This is a genomic window from Nocardioides sp. P4_G10, assembly GCF_056401175.1.
This window is the reverse complement of sequence record NZ_JBFUJV010000017.1, coordinates 43,573-58,042: the sequence shown is the minus strand read 5'-3', so window position 1 is coordinate 58,042 and position 14,470 is coordinate 43,573. Positions and strand designations below refer to the sequence as shown.

Annotated in this window: 16 protein-coding genes; 8 read left to right on the top strand and 8 right to left on the bottom strand. The window is 73.1% G+C overall.

What is annotated here, in order from left to right; all coding sequences use genetic code 11:
* The first annotated feature begins 31 nt into the window (after positions 1-31).
* Positions 32-244, top strand: coding sequence for a mycothiol transferase (locus AC1DP1_RS17015; protein ID WP_477507831.1), 213 nt, complete (start codon positions 32-34; stop codon positions 242-244).
* Positions 245-306: 62 nt separating this feature from the next.
* Here AC1DP1_RS17015 and AC1DP1_RS17010 read toward each other — a convergent pair whose 3' ends face one another.
* From AC1DP1_RS17010 to AC1DP1_RS16995, 4 genes are all read right to left on the bottom strand, one after another.
* The gene (locus AC1DP1_RS17010; RefSeq protein ID WP_477507830.1) at positions 307-1,620 is read right to left on the bottom strand and encodes an aminoglycoside phosphotransferase family protein; all 1,314 of its coding nucleotides are present in this window, start codon (positions 1,618-1,620) and stop codon (positions 307-309) included.
* Positions 1,621-1,746: 126 nt separating this feature from the next.
* A complete protein-coding gene (locus tag AC1DP1_RS17005) occupies positions 1,747-1,890 on the bottom strand; it encodes a hypothetical protein (RefSeq protein WP_186339411.1) in 144 nt (47 codons plus the stop codon).
* Positions 1,891-2,043: 153 nt separating this feature from the next.
* A complete protein-coding gene (locus tag AC1DP1_RS17000) occupies positions 2,044-2,913 on the bottom strand; it encodes an HpcH/HpaI aldolase/citrate lyase family protein (RefSeq protein WP_477507829.1) in 870 nt (289 codons plus the stop codon).
* Complete coding sequence (locus AC1DP1_RS16995; protein WP_477507828.1) at positions 2,910-4,019, bottom strand: HpcH/HpaI aldolase/citrate lyase family protein; 1,110 nt, start codon at positions 4,017-4,019, stop codon at positions 2,910-2,912. Before AC1DP1_RS16995 ends, AC1DP1_RS17000 begins: the two co-directional genes overlap by 4 nt.
* Before the next feature lie 134 nt (positions 4,020-4,153).
* Between AC1DP1_RS16995 and AC1DP1_RS16990 the strand changes: the two genes are divergently transcribed.
* Positions 4,154-4,516, top strand: coding sequence for an NADH-quinone oxidoreductase subunit A (locus tag AC1DP1_RS16990; protein WP_457184509.1), 363 nt, complete (start codon positions 4,154-4,156; stop codon positions 4,514-4,516).
* Between the two features lie 12 nt (positions 4,517-4,528).
* Here the strand turns inward: AC1DP1_RS16990 and AC1DP1_RS16985 are convergent, their stop codons facing one another.
* Entirely contained in the window at positions 4,529-5,101 is a 573-nt protein-coding gene (locus AC1DP1_RS16985; protein WP_477507827.1) for a DnaJ family domain-containing protein, read from the bottom strand.
* 81 nt (positions 5,102-5,182) lie between these two features.
* Between AC1DP1_RS16985 and AC1DP1_RS16980 the strand changes: the two genes are divergently transcribed.
* The 4 genes from AC1DP1_RS16980 to AC1DP1_RS16965 all read left to right on the top strand — a co-directional run bounded on the left by AC1DP1_RS16980 (position 5,183) and on the right by AC1DP1_RS16965 (position 8,263).
* Positions 5,183-6,412: a 4-alpha-glucanotransferase gene (locus tag AC1DP1_RS16980; protein WP_477507826.1), complete on the top strand. Its 1,230-nt coding sequence runs from the start codon at positions 5,183-5,185 to the stop codon at positions 6,410-6,412.
* A gap of 81 nt (positions 6,413-6,493) precedes the next feature.
* Entirely contained in the window at positions 6,494-6,742 is a 249-nt protein-coding gene (locus AC1DP1_RS16975) for a PspC domain-containing protein (RefSeq protein ID WP_300047804.1), read from the top strand.
* A 59-nt stretch (positions 6,743-6,801) separates the two neighbouring features.
* Positions 6,802-7,431, top strand: a complete 630-nt coding sequence (locus tag AC1DP1_RS16970) for a maleylpyruvate isomerase family mycothiol-dependent enzyme (protein ID WP_477507825.1) — start codon at positions 6,802-6,804, stop codon at positions 7,429-7,431.
* A gap of 55 nt (positions 7,432-7,486) precedes the next feature.
* Positions 7,487-8,263, top strand: a complete 777-nt coding sequence (locus AC1DP1_RS16965; RefSeq protein WP_477507824.1) for a DUF427 domain-containing protein — start codon at positions 7,487-7,489, stop codon at positions 8,261-8,263.
* A gap of 43 nt (positions 8,264-8,306) precedes the next feature.
* Here the strand turns inward: AC1DP1_RS16965 and AC1DP1_RS16960 are convergent, their stop codons facing one another.
* The 3 genes from AC1DP1_RS16960 to AC1DP1_RS16950 are packed head-to-tail and all read right to left on the bottom strand — an operon-like array spanning position 8,307 to position 11,727.
* Positions 8,307-9,785: an MFS transporter gene (locus tag AC1DP1_RS16960; protein WP_477507823.1), complete on the bottom strand. Its 1,479-nt coding sequence runs from the start codon at positions 9,783-9,785 to the stop codon at positions 8,307-8,309.
* Positions 9,782-11,116, bottom strand: a complete 1,335-nt coding sequence (locus tag AC1DP1_RS16955) for a M20/M25/M40 family metallo-hydrolase (protein WP_477507822.1) — start codon at positions 11,114-11,116, stop codon at positions 9,782-9,784. The genes AC1DP1_RS16960 and AC1DP1_RS16955 overlap by 4 nt, the downstream gene beginning before the upstream one ends.
* A complete protein-coding gene (locus AC1DP1_RS16950; RefSeq protein WP_477507821.1) occupies positions 11,113-11,727 on the bottom strand; it encodes a nitroreductase family protein in 615 nt (204 codons plus the stop codon). The genes AC1DP1_RS16955 and AC1DP1_RS16950 overlap by 4 nt, the downstream gene beginning before the upstream one ends.
* 123 nt (positions 11,728-11,850) lie before the next feature.
* Between AC1DP1_RS16950 and AC1DP1_RS16945 the strand changes: the two genes are divergently transcribed.
* Positions 11,851-13,068 carry an allantoate amidohydrolase gene (locus tag AC1DP1_RS16945; RefSeq protein ID WP_477507820.1) on the top strand — a complete coding sequence of 406 codons (1,218 nt, stop codon included), beginning with the start codon at positions 11,851-11,853 and terminating at the stop codon, positions 13,066-13,068.
* Between the two features lie 61 nt (positions 13,069-13,129).
* A complete protein-coding gene (locus AC1DP1_RS16940) occupies positions 13,130-14,458 on the top strand; it encodes a formimidoylglutamate deiminase (protein WP_477507819.1) in 1,329 nt (442 codons plus the stop codon).
* The last annotated feature ends 12 nt before the right edge of the window (positions 14,459-14,470 follow it).

Genomic DNA, 14,470 nt, shown 5'->3' with positions numbered 1-14,470 from the left:
CCTTCGCGGCGTCGGTGGCAGGTGCATCCCCATGGACGCCGACGCCGCGAAGGTCAACCTGCACACCTACCTGAAGCACGAGCGCCAGGCGGTGCTCGCCAAGCTCGATGGCTTGTCGGAGTACGACGTACGGCGCCCGATGACCGTCACCGGGACCAACCTCCTCGGGCTGGTCAAGCACCACGCGACCTGGGAGGCGCGCTACCTCGGCGAGGTCTTCGACCGTCCGTTCCCCGGCGGCTGACGCTGCTCGGGTCCGCGGTGCTGATCGACGTGCGCGCGCTCCCGGACGTCCGGGGCGGCGGGTCAGGTCTCGGCAGGAAGGGCGCCGACCCGTCGCGCCGACGCCTTCACCAGGAAGGCCACGGTCCCGGTGAAGTCGCCCGCCCCGTCCTCGGTGGCGGCCGCGATCGCCGCGAAGGTGACGGTCTGGAAGACGAGGTCGGCGAGCGGCGCCAGGGCCAGGGCGCGGTCCACGTCTGCCTCGGGGTACGCCTCCCGCCACGGCTCGGCGAAGGCGGCGAGCTGCAGATCGGCGTCCGCGCCCGCGTCGGAGGCGACGAAGTACGCCAGGTGGCTGCCGTCGAGGAACGGGTGGCTGATGCAGGCGTCGGTCCAGTCGAACAGGCGGAGGGTCTGACCGTCGTAGGCCACGTTGCCGGGGTGCAGGTCGCCGTGGGCCAACGTGTCGGGCAGGCCCGTGCTCCAGAACTCCCGGACGCGCTCCTCCACCTCGTCGGCCGCCCCGAGGACCGCGGCACGCTCGTCGTCGGTCAGCAGCGCCATCTCCGGGTCGTCGGCCAGCACGTCGCGCCAGGCTGCCAGCGTGGGCTCGGGGCCGCGGTCCGGGCAGCCGGCCGCCCGGAGCTCGTCGAGCCAGGCGAGCGACGCGAGCTGGGCGGCCGCCCACACGGGCGCGAGCGCCTCGGCCGCGCCCTCGGCACGGTCTGACGCGCCCGCGAGCGGCTCCATCAGCAGCCAGCCCTCCGCGTCGTCGGCCGCCACCACGATCGGCACCAGGTCGGGCAGCCGCTGCGAGAGACGTTGGAGGATCGCGGCCTCGGCGCGGAAGTGGTCGCAGCACGCCTTGAACCAGAGGGTGCCGTCCGACGTCGGGACCTCGAGCACCGCGGAGATGGACCACACGCGGTGCGTGCGGACCGGCTCCGTCCGCCGTCGGCCGCGAGCGCTCAGGCAGTCGTCGATCCAGGCCTCGACCCGGTCGTACCACCCGGCCTGGAACCAGTCGGGTCGCTGTCGTGGCGCACTGCCGGAGTGCTGCGCCAGTGCGGTGCCGACCCGCGCGCCGAACGGTTCGGCGAGGTCGCCGACCGGCAGCCAGGCGCCGCCGGCGACACCGTCGGGATGTCCCCTCAGCGCCAGCACGTGGAGGAGGTCGGCCCGGAGGGACTCGTCGGGCTGCGGCAGCGGGATCGGCGGGGCGGCGTGCACGCCGTCGGCCACGTGCCGGGTCGCGGTCCGGGTCGGGTCGCCGTCGTCCTCGTCCGCGTGCACGAAGGTGGGCAGCGCACCGTCCTCCGACCACACCGTCCCGTCGTGGACCAGCGCGACGTGGTGGGTCCGGGTCCGGGCGGGCGCCTGCTGGTCGTCGGTCGTCACCGGAGGATTGTGTCCCGGTCCGCCTGAACCCGGCACGCGAATATCCGGTCCGACGAAGCCTGTGACGCAGCGAGGCCCCGGACACCAGTGGTGTCCGGGGCCGTGTCGCCAGGTGGTGGCGAGCCGCTACCAGACCCGTCGGGAGGAGCCGCCGATCGGCACGAAGTTGAGCACCAGGCCGACGACGATCAGGATGATGCCGAGGGTCGTCAGGATGCTCTGCGGGAGCAGGAGTCCGAGGATGAGAAGGATCAGTCCGAGGACAATCATGGGTGTGCCTCCTAGGTGATGCGCGGTGATGCGATCCGGCCCACGGTGGGCGGGCCGGATCACTCTGGCGGTCCCTGACGCGGTTCGCAAAGTCGGATCCTCCCTACGGGTGAAGGTGTGTCCATGCTCTGTCCACCCCAGACAGGAGCGCGCTCAGTCCGTGCGGAGCGCCTTGATCGCCGCGTCGATGGCCAGCGTGCGACGTGCGGACGCGACGTGGAGGTTCTCCACCATCTTGCCGTTGAAGGTCACCACACCCGCCCCCTTGCCGTCCTCCCAGGCCGCGATCAGGCCGCGGGCGTCCTCGACCGCCTGGTCGCTCGGGGCGAAGGCGGCGTTGGCGCCCTCGACCTGGCCGGGGTGGATGAGCGTCTTGCCGTCGAAGCCCATCTGACGGCCCTGCTCGCACTCGGCGAGGAAGCCCTCGGTGTCCTTGACGTCGTTGTAGACACCGTCGATGACGGCGATGCCCGCGGCCCGGCCGGCGAGCAGGGCGGTGTGCAGGCTGGGCAGGATCGGCCCGCGCCCCGGCACGTGCTCGGCGTACAGCTCCTTGACCAGGTCGTTGGTGCCGAGGACGAAGGCACCGATCCGCTCCGAGGCCCGCGCGATGGCAAGGGCGTCGAGGATCGCGACGGGGGTCTCGACCATCGCCCAGAGACGGGTGTGGTCGGGCGCACCGGCCTTCTCCATCGCAGTGACCAGCCGCGCGACGTCGTCGGCGCTGTCGACCTTGGGGACCACGATCGCTGCGGGCCCGGCCTGGCTGGCGGCGACGATGTCGTCGTCGTGCCACTCGGTGCCGAGGCCGTTGACGCGGACGGCGACCGTACGGCGCCCGTAGTCGCCGCTGGCCGCGGCGGCGGCCGCCGCCTCGCGGGCAGCCGGCTTGGCGTCGGGCGCCACGGCGTCCTCCAGGTCGAGGATCAGGCCGTCGCAGGCGATCGTCTTCGCCTTCTCGAGCGCGCGCTCGTTGGAGCTCGGCATGTAGAGGACCGAGCGGAGGGGGGTGAAGTCGCTCATGCCTGCACCTCTCCGTCCGCCGAGATGGCGTCGTACTGCTTCTTCAGCTCGGGGTCGATCGCGGCGAGCTCCGCGGCGAGCGCGACCATCACCTGGCACTGCTTCACCGAGGCGTCGTCCTCCATCTTCCCGTCGATCATCACCGCACCGGTGCCGTCGCCCATCGCGGCGATCACCCGCCGGGCGTGGGCGACGTCCTCGACGCTGGGGGAGAAGACCTTGTTGGCGATCGTGATCTGCGCCGGGTGCAGGCTCCAGGCGCCGACACAGCCCAGGAGGAACGCGTTGCGGAACTGGTCCTCGCACGCGACGGTGTCCTTGATGTCGCCGAACGGCCCGTAGTAGGGGTAGATGCCGTGCATCGCGCACGCGTCGACCATGCGCGCGATCGTGTAGTGCCACAGGTCCTGCTGGTACGACGTCCGCTGGGCGTCGTACTGCGGCACGCCGAGGTCGTCACGCACCGGGTCCTGCCGGACGAGGTAACCGGGGTGCCCGCCACCGACCCGCGTCGTCTTCATCCGGCGGTCGGCGGCCAGGTCGGCCGGACCGAGCGACAGGCCCTGCATGCGCGGGCTGGCGGCGCAGATCTCCTCGATGTTCGCCACGCCGCGCGCCGTCTCCAGGATCGCGTGCACCAGGATCGGCCGGTCGAGGCCGGCCTTCGCCTCGAGCTGCGCGAGCAGGCGGTCGACGTAGTGGATGTCCTCCGCGCCCTGCACCTTCGGCACCATGATCACGTCGAGCTTGTCGCCGATCTCGGGCACCAGGGTGGTGAGGTCGTCGAGCACCCACGGGCTGTCGAGCGAGTTGATCCGGGTCCAGAACTGCGTGGGCCCGACCGTGCCCCCGAGATTGGCGGTCGCCTTCCCGATGTCGACGAGGCCCCGGCGCGACTTCTCCTTGTTCTCCGCCTTCACCGCGTCCTCGAGGTTGCCGAGCAGCACGTCGACCGTGCCGACCATGGCGGGCACCTTGGCGGCCATCTTCTCGTTGCCCGGATCGAAGAAGTGGATCGCGCGACTCGGTCGGGCCGGGATCTCGCGCGGCGGCGCGGGCGCGCCGACGGCGAGGGGAGCGAAGAAGTCCTTGGCGGGGCGTGTCATGGCCGCAAACTACCGTCGCCCGCCGGGCCCCGGATATGACGCATGTCTCGCCGATCCGGCCAAAAGGTGAGGCCCCACGCGTTTGCCGCAGCCTGCTAGGACTGGGGCACTCGTCCCCGACCGAGGAGCGACCCGTGGAGCTCTACCTCCCAGTGGTGGTCCTGTCCGCGATCGCCGGCCTGTTCGCCGTGGGCTCGGTGCTGATGAGCTCGGTCGTCGGACCGAAGCGCTACAACCGCGCCCGGCTCGACTCCTACGAGTGCGGCATCGATCCGGTCGCCGACCCGGGCCGCAACGCCCGCACGATCCCGGTGCGCTACTACACGATCGCGATGACCTTCATCATCTTCGACGTCGAGATCATGTTCCTCGTGCCGTGGGCAGTGCACTTCGACCAGCTCGGCAGCTTCGGCTACTTCGCCGTGGTGCTGTTCATCCTCAACCTGTCGCTCGCCTATGCCTACGAGTGGCGGCGCGGCGGGCTCGACTGGGACTGACCCGCCCGGCGGTCAGCGGCTGCGCCAGCGGGACCACCACGACGACCTCCGCGGTGCCGCGCGGCTGGCCGCGACGGCTGCGCGCTGGGCCTCGACCCGGGCCGTACAACGCTCGCGCCACGCGGCCACCTCGGCATCGACGTCACGGGGTGCGGTGATCACGGGCGGGCCGCCCTGGAGCTGTCGGCGGGTCTCGATCACCCGCTTGTTGAAGTCCTCGACCTCGCGGCGCACCTCGCTCTCGGCCGTGACCTCGTCCAACCGGGCATCGAGCTCGGCGTCCTCCTTGCGCAGGGCCAGGGCCGGCGGCAGGAGGGCGATGTTCTCGCGCTCGACGAGCTTCTTGACCCACCAGTCCGGGTCGTGCTCGACGCCGAGGTCCTCGATCGGCTTGCCCTGTCCGGGCAGGTCGTCGAACTCGCCACGCTCCATCGCCTGGCGCACCTGCAGGTCCACCCAGGTCGCCTGCTGAGCGATCCGGGCCGCTGCAGCGGAGCGACCGGTGCGGTCGTCGCGCGCGGCGGCGCGGCGTACGGACTCGGTGTCCGCCACCTCGAACCCGTCCTCCCGGTCGCTCTCCGGCATGTCGCCACCCTACGTTCGCGGCCCGGGCAAGGCACGGTCCTGGCCCGGCTCGTGGCTGCAGGCCCGTGACAGGGTGGACGCATGGCCATCCGAGGCATCCCCGACCGGGCCGCCGGCGTCCAGCTGCACGTCACCTCGCTGCCGGGCGGGCGGCTCGGGGAGCCGGCCCGCGACTTCGTGCGCTGGCTGTCGGCCGCCGGGCAGACGGTCTGGCAGGTCCTGCCGCTGACCGTGCCCGACGCGCACGGGTCGCCGTACGCCTCCCCGTCCGCCTTCGCCGCGTGGCCGGGCCTGCTCGAGGACCCGGGCGCGTCGGTCACCGACGACGAGGTCGCGGCCTTCGCCGACGAGCACGTCTACTGGGCCGGGTCGTGGGCGGCGCACGGCGGCGACCTGGCCGACCAGGTGCGCTTCGAGCGGGAATGGGCCGCGCTGCGGGCCTTCGCCGCCGACCACGGGGTGCGGGTGATGGGCGACATCCCGATCTACGTCGCGGCCGGGAGCGCCGACGCCGCGACCTGGCCCGACCTCTTCCGCGACGACGCCGTCGCGGGGGTGCCGCCCGATGCCTACAGCGACACCGGCCAGCTGTGGGGGAACCCGCTCTACGACTGGGCGGCGATGGCGGCCGACGAGCACCGGTGGTGGGTCGAGCGCCTGCGCCGCCACCTCGCCCTCCACGACCTCGTCCGCATCGACCACTTCCGGGGCTTCGAGTCGTTCTGGGCGGTCCCGGCCGGCGACGCCACGGCCGAGCACGGTCGGTGGGAGCCGGGGCCCGGCCGCGCGGTCTTCGACGCGGCGTCCGCGCGGCTCGGCCCGCTGCCGGTCGTCGCCGAGGACCTCGGCGTCATCGACGCGCCGGTCGAGGGCCTGCGCGACGCGCTGGGCTTCCCCGGCATGGGCGTCCTGCAGTTCGCCTTCGACCCCGACGGCGAGGACCGGCGCCACGAGCCGGAGAACCTGCGCCGCGACCAGGTCGTCTACACCGGCACCCACGACAACGACACCGTCGTCGGCTGGTGGGACACCCTGCCGGAGCGACGTCGCCGCGAGGTGGGCCGCGCCTGTCGTACGGCCGGCATCACCGACCCCGACCCCGCCTGGGCCCTGATCCGGCTCGCGCACGCGGCGCCTTGCCGGCTGGCGGTCGTGCAGGCCCAGGACGTGCTGTCGCTGGGCTCGGAGGCCCGGATGAACACCCCGGGCACCGCGGCCACCTGGTCGTGGCAGCTGGCACCCGGCATGTTGAGCGCCGACCTGGCGGCGCGGCTGCGCGAGGTCACCGAGGAGCACGGACGCCTGGTCTGACCGGGCCGTCCGGGTCGGCTCCGGGTCGGGCAGGGGCTTACCCCGATGGTGCTGCGTGCCCCGGCGGCGCATGCTGGAGGCATGGAAAAGATCCGCACCTCCCTCGCCCGGCAGGGCCTCGTCCGCTCGACCGACAAGGCGATCATCGCCGGCGTCTGCGCCGGCGTCGGCCGTCGCTTCGGGCTCACGCCGTGGGTGACCCGGCTGCTGTTCGTCGTGACGCTCTTCGTGCTGCCGGGCAGCCAGATCCTCGTCTACCCGCTGCTGTGGTTCCTGATGCCGTCCGAGGACAGCATCGAGGCCGCCGCGGCCGCCCCGCACCTGCGCTGACGGCAGGGTCGCTCGCCCGTCGGCCGTGCGCTGTCACCGGGCCCTGACAGGCTGACCGCATGACGGACGCGTGGGAGCTGGTGCGCCGCGAGCGCGAGGCGCTGGTCGAGGACCTGGCCGGGCTGACAGACAAGCAGTGGGAGCTGCCGTCGCTGTGCGGCGGTTGGACGGTCCACGACGTCGCCGCACACCTCGTCGACAACGCCCGCACCACCCGGCTCGGCATCGTGGCCGCGATGGTGCGGGCACGCTTCGACTTCGACCGGCAGAACGACGCCGGCGTCGCCCGCGAGAAGGGCGCGACGCCGGCCGAGACGCTCGACCGCCTCCGCGCGGTGGTGGGACGGCGTACGACTCCTCCGGCGCCGCTCGACAGCCGGCTCGTCGAGGAGGTCGTCCACGGCGAGGACGTACGACGCCCGCTCGACGTGCGCCGCGACTACCCGACGGAGACCGTCGAGCGTGCCCTCGCCCACCAGCTCAGGACGTCGGTCGGGCTGGGCGGTGGCAAGCAGCGCGCGGCCGGTCTCCGGCTCGTCGCGACCGACGCCGACTGGTTCCACGGCGAGGGCGCCGAGGTCCGCGGTCCGCTGGTGTCGCTGCTGATGGTCGTCTCCGGTCGGGCCGAGGCGCTCGAGGACCTGACCGGACCCGGGCTGGACCGGCTCGCGGGAGCGCTCACCAGCTGAGGGGCCGCTCCCGGCACGGTGGCGCTGCCGTCCACCGCGGGAGCACACTGGCGAGGTGGTGCGGACCGAGCCGATCGACAAGTGGGTGCGGGGCCGCCTCGACGGCGAGGTGGTCGTCGAGTCCCGCGAGCCCCTGCTCGTGTGGCAGGGCATGTTCCCGCCGGTCTACGCATTCCGTCGCGACGAGATCGCCGGCGGGGTGCTCACGCCCATCGATCCGCCGGTGCGCGAAGGCTTCTTCTTCTTCGGCCCGCAGGTCCCGGTGTCACAGTGGTACGACGTCGCTGCCGCGGGCCGGGTGCTCCCGGCGGCCGCGTGGACGCTCGCCGACGAGGCGCTCGCGGACCGTGTGGTGGTCACCTGGGAGCCGGGGCTGCTCGAGTGGACCGAGGAGGACGAGCCGGTCACGGCGCACCCCCGCGACCCGCACAAGCGGGTCGAGGCCATCGCGAGCTCGCGGCGTGTGGAGGTGGCCGTCGACGGCGTGAGGCTCGCCAGCAGCGACCGGCCGGTGCTGCTCTTCGAGACCCACCTGCCCACGCGCTTCTACCTCCCGGTCGAGGACGTGCGCCTCGACCTGCTGGAGGCGACCGACAACGTCTCGTACTGCCCCTACAAGGGTCGGACCGACGGCTACTGGACCTGGCCGGGGCCGCCTGTCCTGCCCAACGTCGCCTGGACCTACTCCTCGCCGGCACCGGCGGTCGGCACCGTGGCCGGGCGGGTGGCGTTCTACAACGAGCTGGTGGACATCACCGTCGACGGGGTGCGCCAGCAGCGGCCTGAGTCACCGTTCAGCTCCCGCGAGCAGCGGCCCGGCGGCGACGCCTGATCCGGCGGGAAGTTCCCCCGATATCCGGGGATCGCGCCGGAGGTCAGTGCGGGACGGTCTCGTTGCGCACGTCGCTGAAGGCGTGCCGGGGTGCGGCGAGGAGCGCGAGGGCGGCGAGGAAGGACGCGCCCGCGCAGACGGCCCACACGGTGAGGTAGCCGCTGAACGGTGCCACGTGCTCGGACGTCGCGTCGAGCGAGCCGGTCGCGGTGAGCGCGATCGCGAAGATCGCGGAGGCGATCGCACCGCCGACGGTCTTGGTGCCGTTGGTCATGCCGGTGGCGATGCCGGTGCGCTCAGGTGGTGCGGCGGCTGCCGCGGCGGCGGGCAGCGCGGCCACCAGGGCGCCCGACCCGAGGCCGGCGATGCCCATGTTGATCAGCGCCTGCCAGGTCTCGGAGTTGAACGGCAGCCACAGCAGGTAGCCCAGCCCGACGAGGCAGCACGCGACGACCAGCGCGCGTCGTACGCCGCCGAACAGGCGGGTCGTCAGGGGCAGGGTGAACGCGCCGATCGCCAGGGTCACGACGTAGAGCCCGATCAGCGTCGAGATGAATGCCGGGTCCGCACCGAGTCCGTAGCCGCGCTCCGCAGGGTCGGCCTGGGCGTAGGTCGACAGCGGGATCTGCCCGCCCAGCACCGGGATGCCGAACAGGAACGCCGTCACCTGCACCGGCCACTGCGCCGGGCCGCTGAGGAGGCGTACGTCGACGATCGGGTCCGGGTGGCGCAGCTCGAAGCGCCAGAACACGGCGAACACCGCGACGGACACGACGATCGTCGACCAGCCGAGCAGCGATCCGGCACCGTCGAGGCGTAGCCAGACGAGGCCGCCCATCAGCACGCCGAGGGCGACGGTGATCAGGGCCAGGCCGGCCCAGTCGATGCTGCCGGTGTCGTCGCCGGGCGCCTGCTCGATGCCGAAGAGGATGACGAAGAAGACCGCCGTCACCACGACGGCGGGCAGGGCGAGCAGGACGTTCATGTCGAGCGTGTCGACGAGCAGGCCGCTGCTGACCGCACCGACGATGACGGCGAGCTCGAGGGAGCCGACGAGGATCGCGGCCCCACGTCGGGTGAGCAGCTCCTGGCGACCGGACTCGCGCGTGCGGCGGTGGACGATCGCGATCTCCAGCGGCAGCCACACGACGTACGCGCCCTGGATCGCCCAGCCGACGAGGAAGGTCGTGAAGGACGGCGCGAACGCCAGCCACCACGAGCCGAGCGCGGTCACGGCTGTGGAGACGAGCAGGACGCGCTTGTGGCCGGAGAGGTCCCCGAGCCGTGCGAGCAACGGGATGCAGAGGGCGCTCACGATGAGCTGCGCGGCCTCGAACCAGTTGATGTCGCCCTCGCTGATCGAGAGGTGATCGGCGATCTGCGGGTAGATCGGGGTGTAGTAGCCCTGCAGGATGCCGCTGGCGAACTCCACCAGCACCAGGAAGCCGACGATCGTGGCGAGGCCCTTCACGGCGGTCTGCGCGGCCGGCTTGCTGGTCGTCAGGCGTGGGGTGCTGCTCATGCGGGGAGCCTCTCGATCAGCAGCGTGTACCAGCGGGCGCCGTCGACGAGGTCGGCGACGCCGATGTGCTCGTCGTAGGAGTGGATGGCCTCGCGCTGGGCCTTGGTCATCCGGAAGGGGGCGAAGCGGTAGACGTGCTCGCTGATCGCGGTGAAGTGGCGCGAGTCGGTGGCGGCCATCATCACGTAGGGCGTCGCGACCGCGTCGGGGAAGACGTCGCCGATGCAGTCCTCCAGCAGCTCGAACGGCTCGTCCATCGGGGAGACCGGCGACGGCTCGCCCGACTCGACCACGTCGATGCGGATCGAGTCGTCGTCGACCGCCTTCCTGACGTGCTCGACCACGCCGGCGACCGTGTCGCCCACCATCACCCTGATGTTGAGCCCGGCCTTCGCGGTCGACGCGATCACGTTGAGGGCCGGCGACCCGCTGAGGGTGGTGGCCGCGACCGTCGTGCGCGTCATGGCCGCGGCCTCCGGGCCCGCGGCGAGCAGCGCCCGGGTCACCACCGGGGCCAGCCGGTCGGCCCGACCGAGGAGCGGGCGCAGCGGCAGCGGCACGTGCGGCGCCAGGCGGCGCATCAGCTCGAGCGTCGGCGCCGGGGCGGATGCCGGGAAAGGCGCCTTCTCGAGCCGCAGGATGGCACGGGCGATGCGGGCCGTCGGGCCGTTCCTCGCGGGCGTCGAGGCGTGCCCGCCGCGTCCCTCGGCGACGAGCTCGAGCGAGGTGGTGCCCTTCTCGGTGACGCCGATGACGCCCAGCGGGGCCTTCACGCCCGGGAACGCTCCTCCCGCGATCGCACCGCCTTCGTCGAGCACGAGCCACGGGGTGACGCCGCGGTCGCGGAGCACCTCGACGGCCTCGGGCGCCGCGGTGCCGCTGACCTCCTCGTCGCAGCCGAAGGACAGCCAGACGTCCTGGGCGGGGGTGTGCCCGGCCTCGAGCAGGGACTCGACGGCCTCGCAGATCGCCGCGACGCAGCCCTTGTCGTCGAGCGTCCCGCGGCCCCAGATCGCCGGGCCGGTGGGGGAGTCGTGGATCTCGCCGCCGAACGGGTCGTGCTGCCACGGGGCCCCGGCGTCGACGGGCACGACGTCGAGGTGCGCCATCAGCACGACCGGGCGCTCGGCGCTCGCCCCGGCCCAGTGGAGGAGCAGGCCGTGGGTGCCGACACGCGTGAGCTCCAGCCGCTCGTGCAGCAGCGGGAACTGCGTCGCGAGCTCGGCCAGCAGCCGGTCGAAGGCGTCGGTGTCGACGCGCGCGGGGTCGCGGTCGGAGACGGTCGGGATGCGGACGAGCGCCTGCAGAGCGGCGACCACGCGGTCGGTCATGGGCCGACCGTAGTGCCCCACCGCCCGCGGTGGACGAGATTCGTACGTCGCTCGCGGCGGGCCGGTGAGCCCGGGGCGCCGGTGTCGGTCTCGCGGTGGCCGACCGTGATCGCGCCGACCGGCGCGTGGTCCTCGGGGATGCCGAACGCCTCCCGGAAGCCGTCGAGGTGGCGTTCCTCGATGCCGAAGAAGCAGGCGCCCAGCCCTTCGTCGACGGCGGTCTGCAGGACGAGCAGCGCCGCCATCCCCGCGTCGACCCACCAGTAGGGGACCGGCCAGCGCGCCTCGTCGCGGTCGGTCCAGCCCTTGTCGGGCAGGGCGTAGCGGTCGAGGTACGCGGCCTTGCTGGTCAGCGGGACGATCACGACCGGGGCCGTGCGCATGCCGTCGAGCCACGCGTTGTGGGCGTCGGGGTCGGCCCCCGTCGTCGCCCAGAAGAGCGCGACGTCCTCGGGGGTGTCCAGCACCAGGAACGCCCACCCCTGGGTGAAACCGGCGTTCGGCGCGCGCTGCGCGTTCTCGAGCATCCGGTCGACGGCCGCCGGGTCGACCGGCCGGTCGGCGTAGCGGCGCACCATCCGTCGACGACGTACGACCTCGCTGAACTCCATGGTCGAAGGTTAGGCACCTCCGGGCTCGCCGGCAGCCGGCCCCACCCCGGATCGTCTGGGATCCGAGACGACAGGCCGGGGCTGCTCGTTGACCCCGATCGACGATCCCGATGGACTGGGCGCATGGCCTTCGAGGAGATGTGGCGCGACCTGGCACCGGTCGGCCGATCGACGTCCTCGGGCGGCTACTTCCGCCAGCCCTGGACGGCGGCCGAGTCGGAGCTGAGGTCGTGGTTCGCCGAGGAGTGCGCGGCGCGCGGGCTGGCCGTCGAGACCGACGGCATCGGCAACCAGGTCGCCTGGTGGGAGCCCTCCGCCGGCGCGCGCCCGGGCGACAAGGGTGTCCTCACCGGGTCGCACCTCGACTCGGTCCTCGACGGCGGGGCGTACGACGGCCCCCTGGGCGTGGCGTCCGCGCTCGCTGCGGTCGACGCGTTGCGGGCCCGGGGCTTCGAGCCGGGCCGCCCGATCGGCATCGGCGTCTTCGTCGAGGAGGAGGGGTCGCGGTTCGGACGCGCCTGCCTCGGCTCGCGGCTGGTCACCGGCGCCACGACGTGGGAGCAGGCGAAGGAGCTGCGCGACCGCGACGGCGTCTTCCTCGCCGACGCGATCAGCGCCGCCGGGCTGGACCCTGCACAAGGACTGCTGGACCTCGACCGCGTCGGCACCTTCGTCGAGCTCCACGTCGAGCAGGGCCGCGACCTCGTCGACCGCGACGTGGCCGTCGGGCTGGCCAGCGAGATCTGGCCGCACGGGCGGTGGCGCTTCGACTTCGCCGGCCAGGCCAACCACGCCGGCAGCACCCGCATGGAGGACCGGCGCGATCCGATGCTGACCTACGCCATGACGGCGCTCGCCGCGAACAAGCAGGCCCGCATCTCCGGCCAGCGCGCCACCTTCGGCCGCATCACCGTCGAGCCCAACGGCACCAACGCCGTCCCGTCACTGGTCACCGCGTGGCTCGACGCGCGGGCCTCGTCCGAGGAGGCCCTTGCGACCCTCGTGGAGGCCGTCGAGCGACAGGCGCACGACCGCGCCGACCGCGACGGCACCTCGCTCGACGTCACCGCGGAGTCCGTGTCGGGCTCCGTCGCCTTCGACCCGGACCTGGCTGCCCGCCTCGCCGGCCTCGCCGGCTGGCCGGTCATCCCCACCCAGGCCGGCCACGACGCGGGCATCCTGTCCGACGCCGGCATCCCGACCGCGATGGTCTTCGTGCGCAACCCGACCGGGGTCTCGCACTCGCCCGACGAGCAGGCCGAGACCGCCGACTGCCTGGCCGGCGTCGACGCGCTCGCCGACGTGCTGGCCGAGCTGGCGGGTTCCGGGGCGCCCGCATGAGCACCCCACGGCGTTCTTGTCCCCCGCTTCGCTCCTCCCGACAACGCCGCAGGGACCCCGCGTGACGGCGTACCTCCTCGAGCGTGCCTGGGTCGGCGACCGCTTCCTCGACGACGTGCTGGTCGAGGTCGAGGACGGCCGCTTCACCTCCGTCACCCCGGACTCCGACCCGCCCCGCGCCATCCCGGTGCGCGGCCTCGTCGTCCCCGGCCTCGCCAACACCCACAGCCACGCGTTCCACCGCGCGCTGCGCGGCCGCACCCAGCGCGAGCGCGGCACCTTCTGGACCTGGCGCGACCAGATGTACGCCGTCGCCGCGCGGCTCGACCCGGACACCTACCTCGCCCTGGCGCGAGCGACCTACCGCGAGATGGCGGCGGCCGGGATCACGTGCGTGGGGGAGTTCCACTACGTCCACCACCGCCCGGACGGCTCGACCTACGCCGACCCCAACGAGATGGGTGACGTGCTGGTCGAGGCGGCCCGGCAGGCCGGCATCCGGATCACGCTGCTCGACACGCTCTACCTCTCGTCCGGGTTCGGGGTGCCGCCCGAGGGGGCCCAGCTCCGCTACAGCGACGGCAGCGTCGGGGCGTGGGCCGACCGGGTCGACGCCCTGGCCGCCGACCTGGCCGCCGCCGCGCACGCCGTCACCGGCATGGCGGTCCACTCCGTCCGCGCGGTGCCGGCCGACGAGCTGTCGGCGGTGGCCTCACGCCTCGACGGCCGGCCCTTCCACGTCCACCTCTCCGAGCAGGTCGCCGAGAACAGCGCCTGCCTCGAGGCGTACGGCGTCACGCCCGCACGGCTGCTCGCCGACCACGGCCTGCTGGGCCCGACGTCGAGCCTGGTGCACGCCACCCACCTGACCGACGACGACATCGAGCTGATCGGCGGAGCCGGCGCCCACGCGAGCTTCTGCCCGACGACCGAGCGCGACCTGGGCGACGGCATCGGGCCGAGCCGTCGGCTGCACGACGCGGGCGCGCGCCTGACCCTCGGATCCGACAGCCACGCGGTGATCGATCTCTTCGAGGAGATGCGCGCCGTCGAGCTCGACGAGCGGCTGGCCACCCAGCAGCGCGGTCACTGGACCGCCGCCGAGCTGCTGACCGCCGCTACCACCACCGGGCACGGGTCGCTCGGCTGGGACGACGCCGGCGCGATCGCCGTCGGTCGGCGCGCCGACCTCGTCGTCGTCGACCCGGCCAGCCCGCGGACTGCAGGAGCCGGCCGCGACGAGGGCGCGGTGGTCTTCGCCGCGTCCGCGGAGGACGTGCAGCGCGTCATGGTCGACGGTCGATGGGTCGTGCAGGAGGGTGAGCGCTACGACATCGGGCTCGAGCTCGACGCAGCCATCGCCCGCACCTGGGGAGAGGACCACCGATGAACACCCCACGCC

Coding starts and splice junctions, on each gene's coding strand:
- AC1DP1_RS16945 (WP_477507820.1), top strand. CDS start 11,851: ATGGCCTTCGAGGAGATGTGGCGCGACCTGGCACCGGTCGGCCGATCG.
- AC1DP1_RS16950 (WP_477507821.1), bottom strand. CDS start 11,727: ATGGAGTTCAGCGAGGTCGTACGTCGTCGACGGATGGTGCGCCGCTAC.
- AC1DP1_RS16970 (WP_477507825.1), top strand. CDS start 6,802: ATGACGGACGCGTGGGAGCTGGTGCGCCGCGAGCGCGAGGCGCTGGTC.
- AC1DP1_RS17015 (WP_477507831.1), top strand. CDS start 32: ATGGACGCCGACGCCGCGAAGGTCAACCTGCACACCTACCTGAAGCAC.
- AC1DP1_RS17000 (WP_477507829.1), bottom strand. CDS start 2,913: ATGAGCGACTTCACCCCCCTCCGCTCGGTCCTCTACATGCCGAGCTCC.
- AC1DP1_RS16995 (WP_477507828.1), bottom strand. CDS start 4,019: ATGACACGCCCCGCCAAGGACTTCTTCGCTCCCCTCGCCGTCGGCGCG.
- AC1DP1_RS16975 (WP_300047804.1), top strand. CDS start 6,494: ATGGAAAAGATCCGCACCTCCCTCGCCCGGCAGGGCCTCGTCCGCTCG.
- AC1DP1_RS16960 (WP_477507823.1), bottom strand. CDS start 9,785: ATGAGCAGCACCCCACGCCTGACGACCAGCAAGCCGGCCGCGCAGACC.
- AC1DP1_RS17005 (WP_186339411.1), bottom strand. CDS start 1,890: ATGATTGTCCTCGGACTGATCCTTCTCATCCTCGGACTCCTGCTCCCG.
- AC1DP1_RS16985 (WP_477507827.1), bottom strand. CDS start 5,101: ATGCCGGAGAGCGACCGGGAGGACGGGTTCGAGGTGGCGGACACCGAG.
- AC1DP1_RS16980 (WP_477507826.1), top strand. CDS start 5,183: ATGGCCATCCGAGGCATCCCCGACCGGGCCGCCGGCGTCCAGCTGCAC.
- AC1DP1_RS16955 (WP_477507822.1), bottom strand. CDS start 11,116: ATGACCGACCGCGTGGTCGCCGCTCTGCAGGCGCTCGTCCGCATCCCG.